This window comes from Sporosarcina sp. JAI121 (assembly GCF_013408665.1).
In the GTDB taxonomy this organism is placed as follows: domain Bacteria; phylum Bacillota; class Bacilli; order Bacillales_A; family Planococcaceae; genus Sporosarcina.
Window position 1 is genome coordinate 1,632,379 of the sequence record NZ_JACCCL010000001.1, and the last position, 22,898, is coordinate 1,655,276.

A 22,898-nucleotide genomic window follows, 5' to 3' on the forward strand; every position below is an offset into this window, starting at 1 on the left:
TACAGTAACATCGTCTTTATAAATGGACCGTTTCTTTTTGCATACCGGCAATTAATACGTCAATTACTTCCGGGCGACTGAATGTCGATGGCAGTTGTTCACCGTTGCGAAGCTTTTCCCTGACCTTCGTACCGGATAAAATCATATGGTGACTCGCATCATGCGGGCATGTTTTGGGTGTTGCCATACTGTCGCATTTATTGCAATAAAAACTATGCTCAAAAAATAATAACGTAATCCCAAGCTCTCCAAGCGTAAAGTTGCTGAAGATTTTTTGGGCATCGTACGTGCCATAATAATTACCTACACCAGCATGATCTCGACCAACGATAAAGTGCGTGCAACCGAAATTCTTTCGGACCATCGCATGAAAAACAGCTTCCCTTGGTCCGGCATAACGCATTGCTGCAGTAAATACACCTAAAAACACATGTTCCTTTGCATAATAGTTTTCTAGTAATACTTCATAGCTCTCCAGGCGTACATCTGCCGGAATATCATCTGATTTCGTTTCACCTACAAGTGGATTCAAGAATAATCCATCTACAATTTCCAATGCTGTTTTTTGAATATATTCATGTGCCCTGTGAACCGGATTTCTTGTTTGGAAACCAACGACTGTTTCCCAGCCACGCTCCTGGAACTTTTGCCTTGTTTCAATCGGATCATAGATGTAGTCAGAAAACTCATTTAACGGCCTACGCTTAATCAATGTAATTGTTCCGCCAAGATATACATTTGGACGTTCAAACAACTTCTTAACGCCTGGATGCTCACGGTCTGTCGTTTGATAGACCAGTTCTGCTTCTTGTTCCTTGTCTGGTGTAAAAATATCCGATACTTCAAGCACACCATAGACAACACCGTCTTTCACCAATTTCACGAAGTTCCCAACAGCGATATCTTGTGCATTCTCCTCCGTCGTTGGCAATGTAATCGGAATCGTCCACGGTTCCCCAGTAGAAAGCCTCATAGTCGTAACGACAGAGTGATAATCTACTTCTGTTAAAAATCCACTTAACGGGCTATAAGCACCCGTACCGATTAAATCTAAGTCACTACTTGCAATTTCATCTAATTCAACCGTTTTCGTGAACCCCTCGAATTGAAAATCAGGATTCCTGCGATTAATTAATGTGCCACCGTGTGGTTGACTCAAGCTCATTTAAATTCCTCCATTTTTCACTTAATTTTGGTCATACGCTATTACGATTTAACTTTTATGCAAGCCACATTCCGTTTTGTTTTGATTAGCCCATCGTCCTGACCTTGAACCTGTTGTTGTATCGCCTGGCAATGTACAAGGGGCGCAGCCAATACTTGGATAGCCATGGTCATGGAGAGGGTTATAGGGCAATTGGTGTTTTTCAACATACGCCCAAATATCACTCCACGACCAATGAATCAGCGGGCAAACTTTTATCGATTGAAAGGTTTCATCCTTATTCACAAAATTCGTCTGACTTCTCGATGGTGATTGTTCGCGTCTAAGTCCAGATAACCAAGCTGTCGCATTACTTACTGTTTCTCGTAGCGGCACCACTTTTCTCATATGACAACAACGGTCAGGCTGTCTTTCCCAAAGTTTATCGCCATATTTTTCAGCTTGTTCTTCAACTGTTAAAATGGGCTTTTTCAATTCAATCACCAAATTTGGATAGCGACTTTTCACTTCATCGATTAAGGTATATGTTTCTTGAAAATGAAATCCTGTATCCAGAAAGACCACTTTAGCTGTTGGTTTTATTTTCGAAATTAAATCTATCATTACGATACCTTCAACCCCGAAGCTACATGCATATACAAGCTCGTCTTTATATTCGCCGTAAGCCCATTGCAATACGTTTAATGCACCTTTGGATTCATCGTCAATCGTAAATTTGTCATTGGACTCAACCCATGATTCATACGTAAGTTTCACCAAAGTAATTCTCCTTCCCAATCTTTTTAAAAAAGGCGACTTTAATCATTCAATGATTAAAATCGCCTCTAATTTTTTAGTCAGCGCATTATTCATATGTTCACTATCTGCCCTAAGCTTCTGGTTTTCCAGTCGGCTATTCGTTAAAATATATGTTAACTTTATTAATCCTATGTGTCAAGTAGGTATTAAGGCATTTCATTCCCATAATCCTAATTAATTACAGGAACACCGATTTTTTCATATATAATTATTATCATTTAAATACGAAACGATGACTTCGACTGATTCTGAAATACTTAATCGATTTGTATCGATGGTGATTTCAGGCGCATCGGGTTCTTCATAAGGAGCATCTATCCCTGTAAAGCCTTTAATTTCACCCAATCTTGCTTTCTTGTAAAGTCCCTTCGGATCGCGTTCTTCACATGATTCCATAGTGGCTTTCATGTATATTTCTATAAATTCATCAGTTTCCACAAGTTCACGTACTTGATTACGATCTTCTCGATAAGGGGAAATGAATGCGGTTAACGTGAACAATCCTGCATCGACCAATAATTTAGAAACTTCACCGATTCTGCGGATATTTTCCGTTCGATCCTCTGGACTAAACCCTAAATTCTTATTTAAACCATATCTAACGTTATCGCCATCCAGTCGATAGGTGTGAATGCCCCGCGCGTGTAATGCCGTTTCCAATGCAACTGAAATCGTCGACTTTCCTGATGCCGATAATCCTGTAAACCATAGGACAGCACTTTTATGCCCCTTAGCTTCACGGCGAATTGCTTTTGTGATCTCGGATTCATGCCAAACGATATTTGTAGACTTTGTCATTATATTCTCCTCCTAAAACCATACGTTATATATAACTGTTAGCGATGTAACCATAACAATGAGACTTAGCGGTGTGCCAATTCTCACATAGTCAATAAATTTATAACCACCTGGACCATAAACAATTAAATTTGTTTGGTAACCAATCGGAGTGATAAAGCTTGATGAAGCTGCTATCGCAACTAATACCGCAAATCCCATAGGATCAAGTGCCAGTGAATTTGCCAGTTCCAAACCAATCGGTAGCATCAAGACTGCGGCAGCACTATTTGTAATTAATTCTGTAAACAGGTTTGTCAATGCATACATCATCACTAAAATCCCGATGACCCCAATCGGTTTCCCTACTGCTATTAGCCCGGTAGCAGCTAAATCAGCCAACCCCGTTTTCGACATTGCTATTCCAATGCCGAGCGAGCTGGCAATGATGAGTAATACTTCCATTTGCATATTTTTTTTTACGTCTTCCGTGCCAACAACCTTTGTGGTTAACAGAATGACGACAGCCAATGCCATTGCATTAAGCATCGTTAACCACCCGATCGAAACGCAAACGATCATCAACAATAAAAGCACAATGGAAAACCAAGATTTCCAGTTGTTTTCATGTAATATCTTCGGTGTTTCTAACCGGGAAACAACATAAAAGTCATTGGATTGTTCATATTTTCCTATGAAATCAGCACCCGCTAATAACAGCAGCGAATCTCCAGGTTTCAAACTAATATCGCTGACTTTACTTTGTATCCGTTCATTTTTCCGGTGGATTGCAATTACACCTGCATCATAACGCGAACGAAACTGCGATTGTTTGATTGACTTGGATAGAAGCCCTGATTGATGAGACACGACCGCTTCTATTAAGTGAGTTGAACCGTTTTTAAGATCATCCAGTTCCAGATTCGTTCCCGTTCTTAATTTTAAGCCATTGACTTTTTGTAATTCGGCCATTGTGGAAATTTTACCTGTAAAGATTAATCGGTCACCTGCCTGTATGATCGTTGAGTTCCGGACAGGCGACACTCTTTCATTTTTGCGAATGATTTCAATGAGGTATATACTATCTAAATTGCGTAAGCCTGCTTTTACAACACTTTGGTTCACAAATTGAAATGATGAATCAACATGCATTTCTGCAATATATTCTTTCGCGCCTTCTTTCACTTGCTGACTAAAGCCTTTGTGATCAGGAAGTAATCTTTTTCCTACAGTGAATAAATACAATAGACCAACTACTGTTACCGGAATGCCAACAACCGTTAATGTAAATAATGAAAATCCTTCAAGACCATAATCCAACAACATCCCGTGAACAACGATATTTGTAGATGTTCCCATCAGTGTAATCGTTCCACCCAAAATCGTGGCATACGATAACGGTATCAAAAACTTCGAAGGGGATATTCCATGTTCTTCACACCAGTTTTTAATAATAGGTGTAAACGTCACAACAATCGGTGTGTTATTGAGAAATGCTGATAACATTGAAATCGGCACGAAGAACCGCACCATTGCCCCGGTCTGGGTTCGACTGTTCTTCAACCACTTTTCCGCAATTTGATCAATCCTTCCACTTTTTTGTACAGCCCCTGCGACTATAAATAAGAGAGCTATTGTAAGCATTCCCTCATTCGAGAAACCGCTAAGTGCTTCTTTCGGTGTCAGTATTCCAGTAATCAACAAGATTACTAATGCCGAAAAGATAATCATCCCCGGTCTAGCTACATCTAAAACTAGACAAGCGAGCATAACAACAATCAAAACAAGCACTGTTATCATTTCCAATGACATCGGCATCACCACCCTTTCCGTATGCCTTTTTATTTTGATTTTACTATACAAAAAAGGCATCTTTTTAATCGATTCGAATGATCGATTTGAAAGATGCCTTTAGTTGACTAATTAGCATGTATTTAATTGGTAAAAAATAAAAACCTCTCTAGATAGGATATAAACTATTAAGTTGAGACCAATACTACCTCATCAAAAATTCAATGTCAATGACTTATCAGATAATATTTTTAATCATATATGTTTAGTATGAATTAATGGGCAGTATCCCTAAAAGAAAAATAATTTGGTGCTATCCGTATTATTAATAAATGCATGCTTAGGATGCAATTTACCCGTAAAAATAATTCATTATCTTTACTACGATAAAGCGTTGAAATGGAAAACTCCTATGAATCCGCTACGGCGCTAGGGGATGCCTCCCGCCATAAGCCAGACAACTTCGTCGTCAGCCTTATGGCTTCGGCTACCCCTTTTAAGGCGCCTTCACTCAGTTTGTACACTGGATTAATTATTTCAGTTAATATAGTTTTTGCTATGACTCTTTGATTAAATCTTAACTTGACAGAAAAAATATAGGTATCAATCCGGTTATATTAAGGCTATCTTTATTAAGCAAATGCCTATAACCGATTTCATTTCAGATTTTCAAAAAAGACACGGATAACATCGGCTCCGCCTAGAAAGGTACCCAATGTACCGCCTAAATTTGTGAGTACAACAACGAGCAAGACCCGAGTCACCTTATTGGCCCAAAAGCCTTTTATTGTAAAAACATCCTCTGAAAGCGTTTCAAAATCGCCTACACTCGGACGCCGGAAAAATGCTTGAACAATTCCCGATACCCAGCCGGCTGCTATCAGCGGATGTAAAGTAGTGATAGGCGCTGATACAAAGGCCGCCAAAATGGCTAGCGGATGTCCGAGGGCCACCGCAGCGCCAATTGCCGACAGACTTCCTGTCCATAATATCCAACTTAACGCTTGATCGAAACCCGCAGACGGATTAGCGATAAATGTATATGCGATAATTGAAAGAAGGAGTACTGGGATTGCCCAGCCGATAATCTTCGGTAAATTTGATTTTGAAGGTGTTTGCGCTAAGGCGACTAAATCATGGTCATTATGAATTTCCTTTATAATCCCAGGAACATGTGCCGCCCCCAAGACTGCCACGATTTTTTGACCAGGAGCATCTTTTATTTTCTGAGCTAAATACTGATCCCGCTCATCGATTAAAGGCGTCTTTAACTTTGGAAAGGATTCCGTGAAGTCCGTTAAAACCGCGTTTAACGTATCCTTTGATTTCATTTTTTCCAATTCTTCTTCGGAAATCGTCTCTTTGCTGAAAATACTGTAGAAAACCGCCATGAGAAGTTGACTTTTCCCCTTTAAACCAATATTACCCCAGATTCGGGAAAAAGTAATTTGTATATTCCGATCAGCCAACACCAAATCTGCCCCGACTTCATTCGCTGATTCAATCCCTTGAATCATTTCTTGTCCGGGCTTTATATCAAATTGCTTTGCGAGCCTGTTTTGAAAGGAGGATATTGCCAGATTCATTAATAGCAAAGTGGCTTTCTTCTCTTTAATCACTTTGAAAATATCTGTCTCTTTCCATTTGTTGCTTTCCATGATAGATTGAAACCTTTGTTCATCCAATTCTATACACACCGAATCGGGTTTCTCTCTTTCGATTACTTCTTTCACTTGTTCTGCACTTTGCTTCGAAACGTGAGCAGTTCCGATAAGTATAAGTTCTTTATCATCTATCTGTATTCTCGTAATGTTTTCTTCCATCAATAAACTTCCTTTATAGAACTAATTTCTTCTGAGCAACCATAAGCCAACGATTACTAAAAGACGGTCTATTATTTATAATGAATCAGTTTGAAGAAAATTTCAATTATCTTTCATTATAAATAAGATGTAAATCACTTTCTTCGATAATGACTATTAAATATAGTACGTAAAGTCCTCTGGCAAGATCCTCGTCAAGAATTTTTGTGTCCGTTCCTCTTTTGGGTTCACAAAAGGCGGCCTCTTGGCGTGCTCCTGGTTTGAGCTTACTTACAGACGGAATATGAAAAATCCCCCTTTCTTAAAAGAAAGGGGGATCAGGATTTATGAATTGCAAATTACCATACTAACCTTTGGCGACGTCTATACATTTTGTTTTCTTTGTAATTTTTTTCGCCATCTTTCCCCATACCCAAATAATGTTCTCGAACTTCTTCGTTTGATAATAGAATGTCTGCATTTCCTTGCATAACGACCCTGCCGCTTTCCATAATATAACCATAGTCAGCAATTGACAGTGCGACATTGGCATTCTGCTCAACTACCAATATTGATGTTCCTTCTTCTTGGTTAATCTGTTTAATATTTTGGAAAATCTCCTTAACGAGTAACGGTGCGATTCCTAAAGAAGGTTCATCAAGTAACAATAGCTTCGGTTTTGCCATAATTCCTCTGCCAATTGCAAGCATTTGTTGCTCCCCTCCCGAAAGAAACCCCGCTTTACGATGTTGAAGCGCTTTTAGTTTTGGGAAGTATACATAAATTTTCTCCATATCGTCTTTGATAGTAGTACGATTCTTTCGTGTATAAGCTCCAGCCATTAAATTCTCCTCGACCGTTAAATCACCGAACACGCGTCTGCCTTCCATGCAAAGGAATATTCCTTTGCGTACAATAATATCGGGAGTGATATTGTTAATCTTTTCACCTTCAAATTCGATGGTTCCATCCGTGATTTGTCCTCCATCCCCGGACAGTAAGCCTGATATCGCTTTTAAGGTTGTCGACTTTCCCGCTCCATTGCTGCCGAGTAAGGCGACAATCTTTCCTTCGGGAACATGGAGTGACATTCCCTTCAAAGCTAGAATGATTTTTGAATAAACCGCTTCAATATTGTTAACTTGTAGCATTTTTTCCCCCTTCCTATCAAAAACTACAAACGGAGGAGCACCTATTATCAAATGCCCCCCGCGCACAATCCTTGATGCTCTATTTAATACAGATTGTCTTTTTTTTAATCAATCATTATAGCTAAAATAATCAGTAAGTGGTTCCCATTTACCGTCTTTTACGATACCGAGACGTGTCTGGTCAGTACCCATATGGCTTTCTGCACTAAAGCTAACTGGAGCACCTAATCCACCTAGATCCAAATCTTTTATAGATTCAAGTCCTGTACGGATTTCTTCCCCTGTTAAATCACCATCTGGATGATTCTTAGCAGCTTCTTCTATTCCAGACGCTAAAATTTTTGCTGTCGTCCATCCCTGAATAAATTTCTGATCAATATCTTCAAGTGTCTTACCTTCAGTGTCTAAATACTCTTTTACTTCAGCAATACCTGGAAGGTCTTCGTATGGCAATGCATGTGAAAGGATTCCGATATACCCTTCTGCAACTTCGTCCCCTACAATGGCAATTACCCCTTCTCCAGATGCCCAGTTCAAACCGATGAATTGCGTTTCAATACCAAGTGTTTTAGCATCCCGTAAAATTGTTGCAGTTGCACCCCATGTTTCCTGAATGATTGCATAGTCAGGATTTTTCTTTTTCATATTTAACAATTGGGATTGTGCTTCCGTAGCCTGGACATCAACCACTTGCTCATCTACGATTTCAATGCCGATTTCAGCGGCATAAGCTTTAATATCTTCGATTGGTGAACGTCCGAACGCTGTATCGTTATACAATAATGCTACTGTTGGATCCGCGCCTTTATGATTGTCTTTAATCCATTTCAAAACGGAACGACCTTGATCAGAATAAGAAGCAGCAGCCAAGAAGTTATATGGACTTTCCCCTATATCTTTCAAGCTTTCAGAGTATGAAGCTGAGAAGAACGGTAGTTCATCATTTGCCACTTGCTGACGCAACGCTTCCGTATCGCCAGTCCCCCAACCAAGTACAGCCGAAACTTTTTCTTTATCACGGAGTGCCTGGTAGATTTTTTGTGCTTCCGGAATAGCATAGGCATAATCTTTTCCGTTCAACTCAATATTCAAGCCTTCAATTCCGCCTTTACTTTTCAAATACTTGAAATAAGCTTGCTCTCCTTCGGCATAAGGCGTTCCAACGTCACCTGTGGCACCTGTGATATCGTACAGTCCGCCGACTACAACTGTTCTTTTCCCATTTGCTACTTCGCCACCTGCGTCAGCATTATCTTCTGCACATGCACCAAGAACAAATACCGACATAAATCCGAGCAGCAAACCAGCAATTTTATTTTTTCTACTTATCATACTCTTTCCCCCTCGTTTTTGTTTTTATATGGAAAGAAACCTGTACATATTGTTAAATATAAGGTTTCGAAATCCCGTTCGATTAATTAATAGGAAAATGGCCATAACCTGAAATACTTTTTAATATTAAGCCAGATATGGGCTAATCCACCTGGTTCAAAAATTAAAAACAAGATGATTACCGCTCCAAAAACAAAATCTTTGAACGCGGAAAATAGTTGATATAAATCCGGCATGATACCAGCCATGACATCAATGAGCGAGCTCAGACCCACAGGTAACAGAGTAATAAAAACCGCCCCTAAAATTGAACCGAATATACTCCCCAAACCACCGATTAATATCATTGCTAAATATTCGATAGAAACGTGAAAACTATAGAGTTCCGGACTGACGATCATTGTATAGTGCGCTAGTAGTGCACCCGCAATCCCCACAAAAAATGAACTGATGGCAAATGCCATTACTTTATATTTGAACAAATTAATCCCCATGATCTGCGCTGCAATATCACGATCACGGACCGCTAGGAAAGCACGGCCAGTCCGACTTCTTATAAGATTTGTCGCGTATAAAACTGTCAACAACAGAATGATAACGCATAAATAGTAATAACCGGTATTACTAGATAAAGAAAACTGACCAATAGTAGGGCGGCTTAAAACCATCCCAGCTGTCCCGCCTGTTAGACCATCCCATCTACTAATGACAAAAAGGATGATGACCTGGGCGGCAAGGGTGGCAATCGCTAAGTATAATCCCTTCAATCGAAGAGAAGGGATACCAAAAAGACCACCGATAAGCGCTGTCACAATTCCTGCTATTGGTAACGCTACCCAAAAGCTGATTCCTGCCGTAGAGGTCAAAATTGCCGAAGTATAACCGCCTACCCCTAAAAATGCTCCGACACCAATTGATATTTGTCCTGTCAAACCGGTTAGTATATTAAGCCCGATAGCACCAACAGATGCTATTGCACATAATGTCAACAGTCCGACCCAATAACTGGATGCAAATAGAGGTAGGGCAAGAATGGTAAGAATAATTATGATCGCTTTAATTTTAGCTCCGGTAGTTCCAAACAATTTCATGTCATCACGATAAGTAGTTTTATAATTACCGCATTCCCTCACGAATGGATTCCTCACCTAGTCACACCCTTTCAATTCCTCTGCTGCCAAACAAACCATATGGTTTTAACATCAATATCAGTAATACAACAATAAATGGAGCAACTTCTTTCAGACCCCCGCCTATAAGCGGATCCAAGTAACCTCCTGCCATATTTTGTAGAATGCCGATGATAAACCCTCCGACAATTGCCCCCAGTACACTATCAAGCCCCCCCAGAATAACAACGGGCAGAACAGTCAGACCAATGGCCGCCATAGTTGGGCTTAATCCATTGATATTTCCTAAAAGGACTCCTCCTACGGCAGCAACAACGGAGGCAATTGCCCAAGTAGCAGCATAGACAAATTTCACACTTATCCCCATAGACAATGCTGCCTGACGATCATCAGCTACGGCCCGCATAGCAATCCCCATTTTTGAGAACTTGAAAAACAGTGAAAATAGTAGTAGAAGTACAATTACCACAATGAAAGACCAGAGATAAACAGGAGTGATAATGAGACCTGAAAAGTTGATAGGAGTTGACGGAAAGACTTGGGGAAACGTTCTGGTCTGATGTCCCCAAAGCATATGCACGGCTCCGCCCAGCAGACTGGATAGTCCAATTGTCGCCATGATAACAGATACGACAGGCGCATTCTGTATAGGCCTTATTACAAGCCTCTCGACAACCAATCCGAGTATGGCACTGAATATAAGTGTGATGACTAATGATAAAATGAATGGTATTTTATAAGCGGTCATCAAGACTAAACAGATATAGGGTCCGATGATAACAAATTCTCCATTTGCCAAATTTAAAGCACCGCTCGCTCTATAGATCAAGACGAACCCTAATGCAACAAGTCCATAAATACTTCCTACCACGATTCCTGTAACAAGCATTTGAAGAAAAAATGTCATGAATTATGCCACCTCCTGCTTAATTTTCAGTTGAATGACCTGTAAACTAATCTCCTCGACAGATTCCAATTCAGAACTGGCGAATAATACCTCGTTACTATCAGAATACATTCCATCAATAAGCTTTTTATATTTTTGTTCTATATAATTTCTTCGTACCTTTAATGTCCGTGTTAGTTCGGCATCATCTGCAGTAAATTGCTTGTGTAAAATAGAAAACTTCTTCACTCTCGCATGCAGCGGAACCTGGTCCATTAACTCAGTTAGCTGGTCTTCAATAAATTCTATAACCTGTGGGTGTCTCGCCAAGTCGGAGTATTCCGTGTAAACTATACGTTTTTTATCCGCCCAGCGACCGATACTATTGAAATCGATATTGAGAATTGCCGTCATGAATGGTCTATCTTTACCGTAGCAGACAGCTTCTTTGATATATGGGCAAGTTTTTAATTTATTTTCAACAAACCCTGGATAAATGAGCTCACCGTTTTGTGCTGTGATGATGTCTTCTTGTCGATCAAAAATATAAATGCGCCCGTCTTCGTCTATCCGCCCGCAATCACCAAGCGTAATCCAGCCATCCACCATTAACTTGCGATCTTCCACATTAAGATATTCTGAGAAAATAGCAGGGTTTTTGACGTAAATAGTGCCATTTTCTCCGATCTTTACCGCCGTATTCGGTAGAGCGACACCGGAACTATCTGGTTTAATATCATCATCATGCTGAACAAAGGCAATACCAGCAAGCTCTGTCCCTCCATATGTCTGTTTCAAATTCACTCCGATGCTATGAAAGAAATAAAAAGCTTCTGATTGCAGCGCGGCACCGGCAACATAAGCCCTTCTTATCCTGGACAAACCAAAATGGTCGCGAATCGCACTGAAAACTAGAAAATCACCAAGTTTATACATTAATTTATCTCCTAGCGAAAGTTGTTCCTTCTTAAGTTTCGCCATGGTAACTTTATCTCCATATTTCTTGAATGTTTTATAAACTTTCCTTTTAAGCCAACTTGCCCCTTCCATACGGATTGTAAAATTCGACATCAGAGTTTGGTAGACTCTTGGTGGCGCTAACAGCGTTTGCGGTCCGATTTCACGCAAATCCCCAAAAATCGTATGTGGCTTTTCGGGAAAATTAATGACCGTTCCCGTTGTTAGCGGAATAACAATGCTTATCACTTGCTCATGAATCCAAGATAGTGGTAAAAATGAAAAATAGTCATCTCTTTTGTTCATTTTATCTACCATACAAAGACTTTTAGCAGCTTCGATTAAATTGGTGTGAGTAAGAATTACACCCTTTGGATTCTCGGTTGTTGCTGCACTGTATGCAATAATGGCATGATCGTTCCCTTGTGAATATTCGGTTTTATCTTGAAAAAAAGCGGGTCTATTTTTCATTAAGGATTTCCCAATTAGTAATACATCATCAAAATCTACTAACTTGGGATGATTATAATGGCGTAATCCCTGTTTATTATAAAAAATGATGTGTTCCACTAACGGAATCTGTTCTTCTATTTCCAGCAATTTGTTAACTTGTTCCTGATCTTCGACAATAACGATACGTGCTTGGCAGTCGTTTAGGTAATAAATAATCTGTTCGGGCAGTGACTCTTGATAAATCCCGACTGATATTCCGCCTAAAACCTGGGATGCCATTTGCGAAAAAAGCCATTGGGGACGGTTTTCTCCTATGATAGCCAACTTCTCACCACTCTTAAAGTCAAACTCTTCTGAAAATGCGATTGATAGTTGCTCCACTTTTTTAAAATACTCGCCCCAAGTAATTTCATTCCAAATCCCCAAATGCTTTTGCCTCATCGCAACTTCATTTTCTTCCTTTGACGCCCGTTCCGCTAAAAGTTTAGGTAACGTTTTGTCTGGTCCCATCACTTGGCTCCCCTTTCTAAATAAAGGTTTCTTCCCCAATATAAGCTTTTATTACATCCGGATTTTTTTGTATCTCTTCTGGAGTGCCAAATCCAATGCGTTTCCCGAAATCTAAAACGGCAATATGATCCGATAAATTCATGACGATTCCTAAATCATGTTCAATCAATACAACAGTTATTTCCATCACTTCATGCATATCTAAGATGAAACGGGCCATCAAATCTTTTTCAGTACTGTTCATTCCTGCCATCGGCTCATCCAATAATATTAGTTCCGGACCTAGTGCCAATGCCCTGCCGACTTCGACCCGTTTTTGCAATCCGTATGGTAACGTTCCGACAGGCGTATGCCGGATATCTTGAAGTTCTAAAAACTCGATGACTTCCTCAACCTTCTTACGATGCTCAATTTCTTCATTCGAAGATTTCCCGATGTATAGTCCTCCACTTAGTGCGCCTGATTTCATTAACGTATGACGTCCTAACTTTAAATTGTCGAGTACGGACATGTGAGCAAACAATGCTATATTTTGAAAAGCACGCGCAATTCCTAACGTTGTCCGATTATAAGGTTTCATATTTATTATTTCTTGGCCTTTATACCGTATAGATCCGCCTGTTGGCTGATATAAACCGCTGATACAGTTGAGCATACTCGTTTTTCCCGCACCATTCGGCCCAATAAGTGAAAATATCTCTCCTTTTTCAATATGATAGCTGACATTATCCAGTGCTTTGACTCCGCCGAATTGCAATGATACATTTTCTATTTCTAATATAGGTCCCACTAGAAATCCCCCCTTTAGGAAAGCGCTTAATTCGCAACCGTTGTCTGAATATTACTTCATATGAAATAGTTTTGTCAATCTATTTTGTGAATCATATGAACTAATAAATTGTCGTATTTTGTAACTATATAACCTTGGCCAATAAAACGACTAAAGATTGATTTTTAGCTGTTTTTTATATTTGGATAGGCTTTTTGGAACAAGTATATATTTACTACACACAAAAAATCCCCTAACATGACGAGTGTCAATGAAAGGAGATACTAAAATTATCACATTATCAACAAATTTTTTTTTGTTCTTTCCTCTTTCTACAAATGAAATATTTCTTTTATTGTTATATTCGCGGTTATTATTCAGCCTTCCACATCTTTTGGAAAGTTTATTTACGTTAAATAATTGGCGTTGCAATTTAACTTTACCGTAATTCAGACGTCGTTCTTTCTAATTTAGATTCTTTCTCTTTGTACATTGCCCCATCTGCTATTTGAAGTAATTCTTGAAAGCTTAAACCATCATCGGGATAAATTGCAAAACCAACAGAAGTTCCAAGTGATGTGATTCCAACGAGTTTCTCATTCTCTATCATTTGATGAAGATTCCTTATATAAGCAGTCTGGAAGTCCTCTTTACAATTAGGTACAAGAATCAGGAACTCATCACCACCCCAACGCGCTACTATATCATTATCCCTAATGGACCTTTTTATGATAGTTGCAACATGGTTTAGCAATTCATCCCCTTTTTGATGGCCATATGTATCATTAATCACCTTGAAATTGTTGAGATCCATCATGACGATACCCAACTTTTGATTTTTTCTTTTACATATTTGTGTAACTTTTTGGAAAGACTGTTCTACTGTCCGACGATTGTATGTCTTAGTTAAAGGGTCTTTTTCAGAAAGGAATTTCACCCTATCGAACTGATGACCTCCCCACCAAGCAATTACTAAAAAGATTAATGTTAAAATGAAAAAGTTTGCTTTAAATGGTAGTCCTAAATACTGATGATAGTAAAAGTACCGAAAAACGTTAAATAAACCGACTATACCAACTGCAATCAGCCTGACATTATACTTCACGCTATTCACTCAATTCCATATTTTCATAGGTATAATACAACACCAAAGAGATATTCGCAAAAAAAACGATTGCAATATAAACGCAATCGTTTTTTTATGCTTATTTACAATAGAAGAAACCTTGAAGCGTTTTACTTTTTAGAGGCAGTGGCCCATACGTTTTCGAGCCATGTGTCAAATTCATCACCTTTGTCACCTTCATACGTATCATACAAATCAAGTCTCATGTTCTTCAACTTCTCTTTATATTCTTCGTATGTGTGGCCTGCCGGCAAGCTTTTCTTAATTCTGAAGAAGACTTTATTAGCGTCTTTAATCAACTCGAATTTATTTCTTGGCGGTAATTGCACATCTTCGCCAAACTTTACAAGATTCCGGTAAGCGGCTTCTACCACTTTATATACTGCATCGTTGTTCATTCTATGCAATAGTACATCGATAGTCCGTTTATGTTTCCACTGTCCTAACTCTTCAATAGCTGCTAATCGTACTCTCCAATTTGACGCACGGTTTACAGCCTTCCTTAATTCATCATAATTTGGAGGCATTTCGTTTTTTATATCATTACTCAAGTGATTCAATCTCCTTCTATTTCAATATCCTATTTATGTAAGGGATAATTCCATGATAACCCTTCAATTTGTATTGTACCATTATCTGTTGCACCACATACCTTTTTTACATATTCAAATTTAGAGATTTAGCTGCCATTGAATGTAACCTTCAGTTCATATTCCGTTCACCTAACAAGAATATACTTCAGTTATCAAGAAATATTGGAGGCGCAAAGATGAATATTGCATGGAAAGAAATTAAGAAGAACAGAGCAAAGTTTGTGATTTTGGGATCCATCATTTTTTTGGTCAGTTTTTTAACATTTATCATTTCCGGATTATCAAATGGGCTTTCACAAGATAATGCAGCTTTAATCAAGGATCTGCCAGATGGCCAATTTTATATGAATGCCGAGGCGAATGAAACGTACAATCTTTCAAGAATAGATGAAAGTGTACAATCCTCTGTTTTAAAAGAACAAAAGGATGCGGTTGCAATCTCCATTCAGATGGGCTTCGTAAATGATATGGACGACAAGCAACATAGTATCGCTTTCGTCACTTCAACAGATTCGATATTGTTTGAATCTGTTGGCAAAGGAGAGGTAGTCCTAGATCGCTCATTGCAAGACAAAGGTATTAAAGTTGGAGATTCATTAACGAACAATCAATTTAGCGGCGGTTTTACTGTTAAGGGCTTTGTCGATCAAAAGAAATACAGCCATGCACCTGTCGCTTATATCAATATTGAAAACTACAAAGAAATTTACCGTGTAAATGAGATGCAATTGATTTTCGTGCCGGGTAAAGAGAAGTCACAAGTCATAACGGGGTTACAATCATTTACAAATAAAGAGTTTCTTAATACAATCCCGAGTTATAGTGCGGAACAGATGTCACTCAATATGATCATATGGTTTTTGGTTGCCATCAGTGGAATGTTGTTCGCAATATTCTTCTATATGATGAATGTTCAAAAAATCGGTCTATATGGTATCTTAAAAGCGCTTGGCGTTAAAACAAGTCGATTGTTCGGCATGATGTGGTATCAAATGATTTTCATCACCGTGATTGCACTGGCACTGTCTGTCGCTTTAAGCCAGGTTTTTACAATGATTGCACCTGAAGGAATGCCTTTCAGTCTAACGATTGAAACAACTTTTCAGTTGTCGATTATATTCTTGATCATCGGATTTATAGGTGCTACACTTTCCGGGCTTCAAATTAAGAAAGTCGAACCACTGCAAGCTATCCAACAAGGAGAGGTTTAATATGTCAATTTTCACAATTGATGAAGTGAAAAAAACGTTTACAAATGGTGAAGTGGAAGAACAAGTATTGAATGGTATCAATATTACTCTTCAAGAAGGTGAGATAACAGCGTTAGTAGGAGCCTCAGGTTCTGGAAAAAGCACCATTCTAACAATAGCCGCAGGACTCCAACGTGCATCGGACGGAAAAGTATTATTTCAAGGAAAAAACATGACTGACATGAATCAGGATCAGATTCGGAAAATCAGGGCAAGTGAGTTCGGCTTCGTCTTTCAATCTTCCCACCTTGTCCCTTTTCTCACGGTAGAAGAACAATTATTGCTGATGCTTGACGTTTCTGAAACGAAGATGAGAAAACGTGAGCAGAGAGATGAAGTTGAAAAAACCCTCAAATTAGTAGATATTGATCATCGGAAAGATGCTTATCCCTCTTCTTTATCTGGAGGGGAAAAACAACGTGTGGCAATTGCCCGCGCGATTATCCACAAACCGAAGATGTTGTTTGCCGATGAGCCGACAGCAAGCCTGGATTCCAAAAGATCGAAAGACGTCATGACATTGATTCGGGAGTTAACGAAAACATTGCACATTACAACGTTGATGGTAACACATGATGAAGAAATGCTTCCTTACGCCGATCACATCATAACAATGAAAGATGGCATGGTAGTGTAATGTAAAAACGCAAACCAAGGTAGCATTGGTTTGCGTTTTACTATTAAGAACCCATTTTTCTACGTGCACTGCTTACTTTTTTCGCTTGTTGGCTTTGCATTTTTTTCGCAGTTTGTACAGAATTACCTTTTTTGTTGTTATCAGCGGTTTGATTCTTCTTCGCTTCTAACTGTTTTTGCATCGCTTCTTTTAAGCTGATTTTTTTCTTTGGAACATCTGTTTCGTTTGTTTCATGGTTTTCAGTCATGTGACATCCTCCTTATATCGAGTAATGATTGTTCTTTACTTATCTCTAGTATACCCGAAACAATATGACTACTGGGAGTTTTTAATGATTTAATTGAAAATACCTAAAACCTTAGTATTCTATATAATTTAAAATTTGGAGCTACTGGAATAGCCCAGCACTTTCGACTGGATTAAGGATTTCACAAAATACACGTATTTATATATTCAACATATATAGTCTATCTATTTCGCTTGCTGGCTAAAAACTTTTCCCAGTGAATAAATTTAAGAATAGATTAAGACTGATACAATGGTATTAGCCTTTTTTTATATAAGAAAGCAATGAGATTTAGTAATGGAGCAGGAATTTTCTTTGAATAGAATCGTTTACGATAAACTTGATGGTAGGCCTTTTTCAAATCACTCCATTGCTTACAGTTTTTAGTTTGTCTGAAACGTGCAACATCAATAATTTTTATCTTATCATCAGTCGTGATAAAAATGTTCCGTAAGTGGATATCCGAAGGGTTTAATCCCTTTTCCGAGGCTAAAGACAGTGCATAATCCACTTCTTTTATATGATCTATTGTAATTACTTTTCCGTGTGTAATGCACTCAAAAAGTGTTTGACCATCAATGTAGTCCATAACAATATAATTCAAACCCGAATCATAAATAGATGGATAATATGAGATATCGTCCAATTTCTTATAAATTTCAGCCTCTTCTTTTGCAATGTATTCAAATTTCGGAAAAAAAACTTTAATTGCTTTTTCAGAAGATTTTATTCTAAATACAAATGCACTTCGTCCTGTACCAGCAAGCTCTAAATATTCACTGTGGTCAATAAGTTGATTTTTCTTGTTAATAATGACTGTATTTGCAAGTTCATGGTAAGTATTCAAAGCTTGACCTCCAATAATTTTTAAGAAATAAAAAGAGACGTTATGACCAATTCTTGGTCATAACGTCTCAAAATAAAACAAAAGACCTCACCAAATAATCGGTAAGGTCTCGCAAACAACAATTGTTGTCAATAAAACCGAGGATTAGAATCCTGTGTTGACGATTTTACTGTTATAGCTACTCCCCTTAATGGAAGTTGTATATTTATATGTAATCCTATTATATTTACTTTTAACTTCGTAGTCAATGTTAAGGATCTATTTCATTCATTTAAATGGAGACACCTGGATCGGCTAGTTTAATTTCAAAGTTGTTTTTTACCTTTATATAATTAACACACCGTGTAATTTTTAATACTTCTCTGCACAGAATACAGAAAGTTTACATTAAAAAGGTCTATTTACGTTATAGTTTCAGCCAAAGTCATTTGATGGACTCCACCAAAATTGTTATACTACTAAAAGGACGAATCGAAATAAAGTAGTAATAAATAAGCGGGAACGGGGTTGATAATACAGATACAAAATTGGGAGTTGATATATATGGAATCTGTACGCGCTACAGATCAAAGAGAGAAAGAAGAGATGAATGATGATTATTCATTAGATAGGGTTCCACGTTCTAAAAGAACCATGGGCTGGATTAGTATTACAAATATCACTTTCGGGATAGCAACAGCTATTTTCTATTTTCAAATGGGAAGTGTTATGGCACTTCAATTTGGGGCAATTAATGCTATCATATCCTCTATTTATGCGATTATTGTCGCTGGAGTTTTAGGTACATTCATTGCTTATTTTTCCGCTAAATCTGGCATGAATGTAAATTTATTATCCAGGGGCGGCGGATTTGGTTATATCGGTGCATCGCTCACCTCATTTATTTATGCAACAAATTTCATCATGTATTGTGCGTTCGAAGGCTTAATTTTAGTCTCCGCCGTCCACTCATTTTTCCCCGCCCTGCCCCAATGGGTGTATATCATTTTCTTCGGTTTACTTGTGATTCCATTAAACTGGTTCGGTATTAAACAACTAGACAAGCTTCAAAAATGGTCCTTACCGATATTCTTTCTTTTCTTATTGACAGCGATTATTGTCTCTATCTATACCCCTTCAGTTTACGGAGGGAAATTTTGGACATACATGCCAGAAGGTGTTCAAGTCGGCGGAACCGCATTGTTGCTTTGTATAGGAATGCACCATGGCATTATGGGCCTGACAGCCCTCCTTGCTTCTGACTATGCCCGATTCCTTAAGCCGCAAGATATCAGAAAAGGTTCTATTGCAATTGGATTCATTCCACAAATTTTCTGTTTTGGAGTGATGGGTGGCCTTGGCATCTGGTTCGGGGTCCGTCTTGGAGAGTCGAATCCAGGTATTTATATCGTCCTCCTTCTAGGAATGGGTGGAGCACTTTTTACAATGCTGACTCAAATAAGAATCAATGTCACAAATATCTATAGTAGTTCCCTATCGCTATCCAACTTCTTTGAAAACATCTTTAATTTCAAACCGGGCAGACGCTTCTGGGTTGTCGTGTCGGCTATAACCGCTATGGCACTGATGCTCGGTGGCATCGTTGATCATTTGGATACCGCCATGACATTCCAAGGAGTCTTTTTATTGTCTTGGGCTGCAATCTTGGTTACTGACGCATTAATCGTAAAAAAACGATTAAAGATCGGTCCCGGATATTATGAAGCACGACAACAATATTTATATAAATGGAATCCTGTCGGAGTCGTTTCGCTCCTTGTTGCTAGTGGTTTAGGTACGATTGCGGCTATGGGCTTCATGGGAACGTTCTTACAAAGTACTGCCGCATTTTTCGCGGCAATCCTTGCAGCATTCCTTACAGTAATCCTAGCCATTTACACGAAAGGAAAATATTATTTAGCAAGCGAACCTGATGACGTACCAAAAGAAGATTATATTGGTTAGTAAGTTACCCATTCCATGTTTACCATTTTTTTCTAGGCCAACCATTGTATAAGCATTCAATTGTTTATTTTTTAGAAAGCATTTAACCTTTAACTCGATTCGTTTTTACAATTCTTCCCGCTTATCTCCCTTACTTATATAGTAGAGGGCAAATAAAGAAAAACGCTTACGAAAATGCGGCTTTAAATAAAAGCGCATTGGCCGTAGGCGTTTTTTTATTGATGGGAGAATTATCGAATTAACCTACAACCTTGGGAAGTTGAACGTTATATGAAAATCTACAGATAACGAAAAGGAGTCAGTTTCAGCGCTGGGCTCCATTCATTATGACAATAGAAAATTCATTCCTTCCTCTACAATATGAAAACCCTTTGTTTCGATCAAGCTGCGAATGCCTTTATCCGAATCAATTGCGGGATTTGAGTGGTTTAGGTGGATGAAGTAAATTTCGGTCTGTTCAACTAAGTCTTGAAGTCGATCCATCGTTTCTGTCATAAGTGGATGGGGGATTTCCCGATAATCACGACCAATTTTCTCAAGGTCTTCCGCGGAATAGAATGTACCATCAAGTAAACATATGTCCGCTTCCTCACACGCTTTGTAAATGTCCTGGTCCCATTGTTCCCACCGATCGATGTCTGGGATGTAAAGAACCTTTTTCTTCGATCCTTCAATCCAATAAGCAAATGTCTCGGAGAATTCATTTCTATGAGGGACATCAACCGGGATAATTGTAACGTGAGGTGATACGGTAATTGCTTGCCCATCGTTAATTTCTCGGATTTCAATATTATTAAGCTTTGTTAGTTGGCTCCATGGTGCCTGCTCTTCTAACATTCGTTTCATCTTCGTGCCTGCCATGACAGGGACGCTACTTGATCCGATTGCTTCTCGCCCTAAAAATAATAATCCCGGGTAATGGCCTAAGTGAGCATGGGTTAAAAAAATGCTCTCCATTAACTGCCCTTTCAAATTGAATTTCATTTGTACATTTATCATTTGCACCTTTAGGTCAGGTGTTGCGTCAATTAGATGCCATACTTTTTCTTCGGGCAGGACAATCGCCAATGACGCTGCGAAGCGCCTAATTTGAGGATTGCTAATGGCCTCTGTGCAGTTCTTACAATAACAATTTGGATGTGGTAGTCCAGCGTCTTGTGCTGTTCCCAACACATGTAAAATCACTTCGCTCATAGTGGGATTTCTCCTTTATTATGTATTTTACTTTCAATATAATTTTTCTTTGTGATGGTCCAACCGGTAAAACCAAATATGATATTGATGAGTGGGACGAGGAATGCGAAGAAAACATAAGGAATGAACTCACCTGGACTGACTCCAAGAATGCTTACTGCAAAAACGGCCGGCACACTCCATGGAACGAGGTTAATTCCCACGGTACCTGCCGCTTCGACACACCGTGAAAGGTTTTTTGTATCGATTCCCATCTCTTTATACGTTTTCACAAAGGTTCTAGCAGGTAAAATAATCGCTAAAAATTGTGCACCGCTTGCAAATGCTACGACGAAAGTTGAAAGTATTGTCGAGCTTATTAATGTTCCAGTTGAACGTACATTAGCCATCATTTTCCTCGTTACTACTTCAAAAGATCCTGTTTCTTCTAAAATTCCGCCTAGGGCTGTCGCGATGATTAAAAGCCCAACTGTTCCGAACATAGAAATGAGACCCCCACGATTTAACAACGAATCTACTGTATTCACACCCGTCTCCACCGAAAATCCACTTGTCATCACTTGAACAATTGAGGAAATGGAAGTCCCTTGAATAGTAACTGCAAGTATAGCACCTAAAATTCCTACAATGGTCAACGCTGGAATTGCAGGTACGCGCTTCATCATCAAAATGATTGTAATTACTGGCATTAGCAAAAGCAGTGGATGAATGACAAAGACACTCTCCAACCCTGTTTTAATCATATCAATTCCATTCGTATCTGCTGCATTGGTCGTTGCAACTGAATTACCTACAAACCAATACAGCACAATTGCAACAACAAATGCAGGAATCGTATCCCATAGCATGTGCTTTATATGGCTAAACAGATCGGTTTCGGCCATCGCTGGAGCGATATTTGTCGTATCGGATAACGGCGATAGTTTATCACCAAAATAGGCACCTGAAATTACCGCTCCTGCAATTAGACCCGGAGCAAAGCCTAATCCCTCTCCTATCGCCATAAAAGCTAGTCCAATCGTCGCAATTGAAGTGAAAGAACTTCCTAAAGTGATTGAAACAATTCCAGTAATAAGTGCAACTAGCGGTACAAACAAGGCAGGTTCAATGAATGATAATCCATAGTAAATCATCGTTGGGATAACGCCACTTGCAATCCATGTTCCAACAATGATTCCGATAATGAGTAAGATAAATAGAGCGGGCATTGCCCTCGCTACCCCTTTTATCATCATATTCTCGACTTCGTTCCAGCTCCAACCACAACGAATTGCAACGACCGCTGCTACAATCACCCCAATCATTAACGGTATATGCATTCCAGCCTTCCAAATGAAGATCGATGAAGCTCCTGCTGCTATTAAGATAACAATTGGTATGATTGACATTGCTAATGTAACTTCTTTTTTCATTTAAAACTTCCCCTTTTCCATTGACAACGCAACTCTAGTTTTTATATTAACTCGAATGGCTGTAACATGTCTTAACTGCAATTCAATT

20 protein-coding genes are annotated in these 22,898 nt (G+C 38.8%); 3 read left to right on the plus strand and 17 right to left on the minus strand.

Annotated elements, in window-relative coordinates; genetic code table 11:
• Positions 1-16 precede the first annotated feature (16 nt).
• The 13 genes from sat to HDC33_RS07770 all read right to left on the minus strand — a co-directional run bounded on the left by sat (position 17) and on the right by HDC33_RS07770 (position 15,198).
• The gene (sat, locus tag HDC33_RS07710) at positions 17-1,165 is read right to left on the minus strand and encodes a sulfate adenylyltransferase (RefSeq protein WP_179391885.1); all 1,149 of its coding nucleotides are present in this window, start codon (positions 1,163-1,165) and stop codon (positions 17-19) included.
• Between the two features lie 48 nt (positions 1,166-1,213).
• Complete coding sequence (locus HDC33_RS07715) at positions 1,214-1,921, minus strand: phosphoadenylyl-sulfate reductase (protein WP_179392677.1); 708 nt, start codon at positions 1,919-1,921, stop codon at positions 1,214-1,216.
• Between the two features lie 240 nt (positions 1,922-2,161).
• On the minus strand, positions 2,162-2,761 hold the full coding sequence (gene cysC, locus HDC33_RS07720; protein WP_179391886.1) for an adenylyl-sulfate kinase: 600 nt from the start codon (positions 2,759-2,761) through the stop codon (positions 2,162-2,164).
• A 12-nt stretch (positions 2,762-2,773) separates the two neighbouring features.
• On the minus strand, positions 2,774-4,552 hold the full coding sequence (locus tag HDC33_RS07725) for an SLC13 family permease (RefSeq protein WP_179391887.1): 1,779 nt from the start codon (positions 4,550-4,552) through the stop codon (positions 2,774-2,776).
• Between the two features lie 635 nt (positions 4,553-5,187).
• Positions 5,188-6,357: a TraB/GumN family protein gene (locus tag HDC33_RS07730; protein ID WP_179391888.1), complete on the minus strand. Its 1,170-nt coding sequence runs from the start codon at positions 6,355-6,357 to the stop codon at positions 5,188-5,190.
• A gap of 335 nt (positions 6,358-6,692) precedes the next feature.
• Positions 6,693-7,484: an ABC transporter ATP-binding protein gene (locus tag HDC33_RS07735; protein WP_179391889.1), complete on the minus strand. Its 792-nt coding sequence runs from the start codon at positions 7,482-7,484 to the stop codon at positions 6,693-6,695.
• Between the two features lie 108 nt (positions 7,485-7,592).
• Positions 7,593-8,816: an ABC transporter substrate-binding protein gene (locus HDC33_RS07740; protein WP_179391890.1), complete on the minus strand. Its 1,224-nt coding sequence runs from the start codon at positions 8,814-8,816 to the stop codon at positions 7,593-7,595.
• 86 nt (positions 8,817-8,902) lie between these two features.
• A complete protein-coding gene (locus tag HDC33_RS07745) occupies positions 8,903-9,964 on the minus strand; it encodes a branched-chain amino acid ABC transporter permease (protein WP_370457422.1) in 1,062 nt (353 codons plus the stop codon).
• Between the two features lie 4 nt (positions 9,965-9,968).
• A complete protein-coding gene (locus HDC33_RS07750; RefSeq protein WP_179391891.1) occupies positions 9,969-10,853 on the minus strand; it encodes a branched-chain amino acid ABC transporter permease in 885 nt (294 codons plus the stop codon).
• 3 nt (positions 10,854-10,856) lie between these two features.
• Positions 10,857-12,752 carry an AMP-dependent synthetase/ligase gene (locus tag HDC33_RS07755; protein WP_179391892.1) on the minus strand — a complete coding sequence of 632 codons (1,896 nt, stop codon included), beginning with the start codon at positions 12,750-12,752 and terminating at the stop codon, positions 10,857-10,859.
• Between the two features lie 16 nt (positions 12,753-12,768).
• On the minus strand, positions 12,769-13,542 hold the full coding sequence (locus HDC33_RS07760; protein ID WP_179391893.1) for an ABC transporter ATP-binding protein: 774 nt from the start codon (positions 13,540-13,542) through the stop codon (positions 12,769-12,771).
• 418 nt (positions 13,543-13,960) lie between these two features.
• Positions 13,961-14,626, minus strand: coding sequence for a GGDEF domain-containing protein (locus tag HDC33_RS07765; protein ID WP_179391894.1), 666 nt, complete (start codon positions 14,624-14,626; stop codon positions 13,961-13,963).
• Between the two features lie 131 nt (positions 14,627-14,757).
• Positions 14,758-15,198, minus strand: coding sequence for a HEAT repeat domain-containing protein (locus tag HDC33_RS07770; protein WP_179391895.1), 441 nt, complete (start codon positions 15,196-15,198; stop codon positions 14,758-14,760).
• A gap of 218 nt (positions 15,199-15,416) precedes the next feature.
• On the opposite strand from HDC33_RS07770, the gene HDC33_RS07775 reads away from it, so the two are divergent.
• Entirely contained in the window at positions 15,417-16,451 is a 1,035-nt protein-coding gene (locus HDC33_RS07775) for an FtsX-like permease family protein (RefSeq protein WP_179391896.1), read from the plus strand.
• A 1-nt stretch (position 16,452) separates the two neighbouring features.
• Entirely contained in the window at positions 16,453-17,127 is a 675-nt protein-coding gene (locus HDC33_RS07780; RefSeq protein ID WP_179391897.1) for an ABC transporter ATP-binding protein, read from the plus strand.
• A gap of 43 nt (positions 17,128-17,170) precedes the next feature.
• Here the strand turns inward: HDC33_RS07780 and HDC33_RS07785 are convergent, their stop codons facing one another.
• Positions 17,171-17,374 (minus strand): hypothetical protein, encoded by a 204-nt coding sequence (locus HDC33_RS07785; RefSeq protein ID WP_179391898.1) that lies wholly within the window; start codon positions 17,372-17,374, stop codon positions 17,171-17,173.
• A 277-nt stretch (positions 17,375-17,651) separates the two neighbouring features.
• A complete protein-coding gene (locus tag HDC33_RS07790) occupies positions 17,652-18,260 on the minus strand; it encodes a protein kinase family protein (RefSeq protein WP_179391899.1) in 609 nt (202 codons plus the stop codon).
• 543 nt (positions 18,261-18,803) lie between these two features.
• On the opposite strand from HDC33_RS07790, the gene HDC33_RS07795 reads away from it, so the two are divergent.
• Complete coding sequence (locus HDC33_RS07795) at positions 18,804-20,204, plus strand: purine-cytosine permease family protein (RefSeq protein ID WP_179391900.1); 1,401 nt, start codon at positions 18,804-18,806, stop codon at positions 20,202-20,204.
• A gap of 324 nt (positions 20,205-20,528) precedes the next feature.
• On the opposite strand, the gene HDC33_RS07800 is transcribed toward HDC33_RS07795, so the two are convergent.
• Entirely contained in the window at positions 20,529-21,398 is an 870-nt protein-coding gene (locus HDC33_RS07800) for an MBL fold metallo-hydrolase (protein WP_179391901.1), read from the minus strand.
• Positions 21,395-22,810 (minus strand): Na+/H+ antiporter NhaC, encoded by a 1,416-nt coding sequence (nhaC, locus tag HDC33_RS07805; protein WP_179391902.1) that lies wholly within the window; start codon positions 22,808-22,810, stop codon positions 21,395-21,397. The genes HDC33_RS07800 and nhaC overlap by 4 nt, the downstream gene beginning before the upstream one ends.
• Positions 22,811-22,898: the final 88 nt, after the last annotated feature.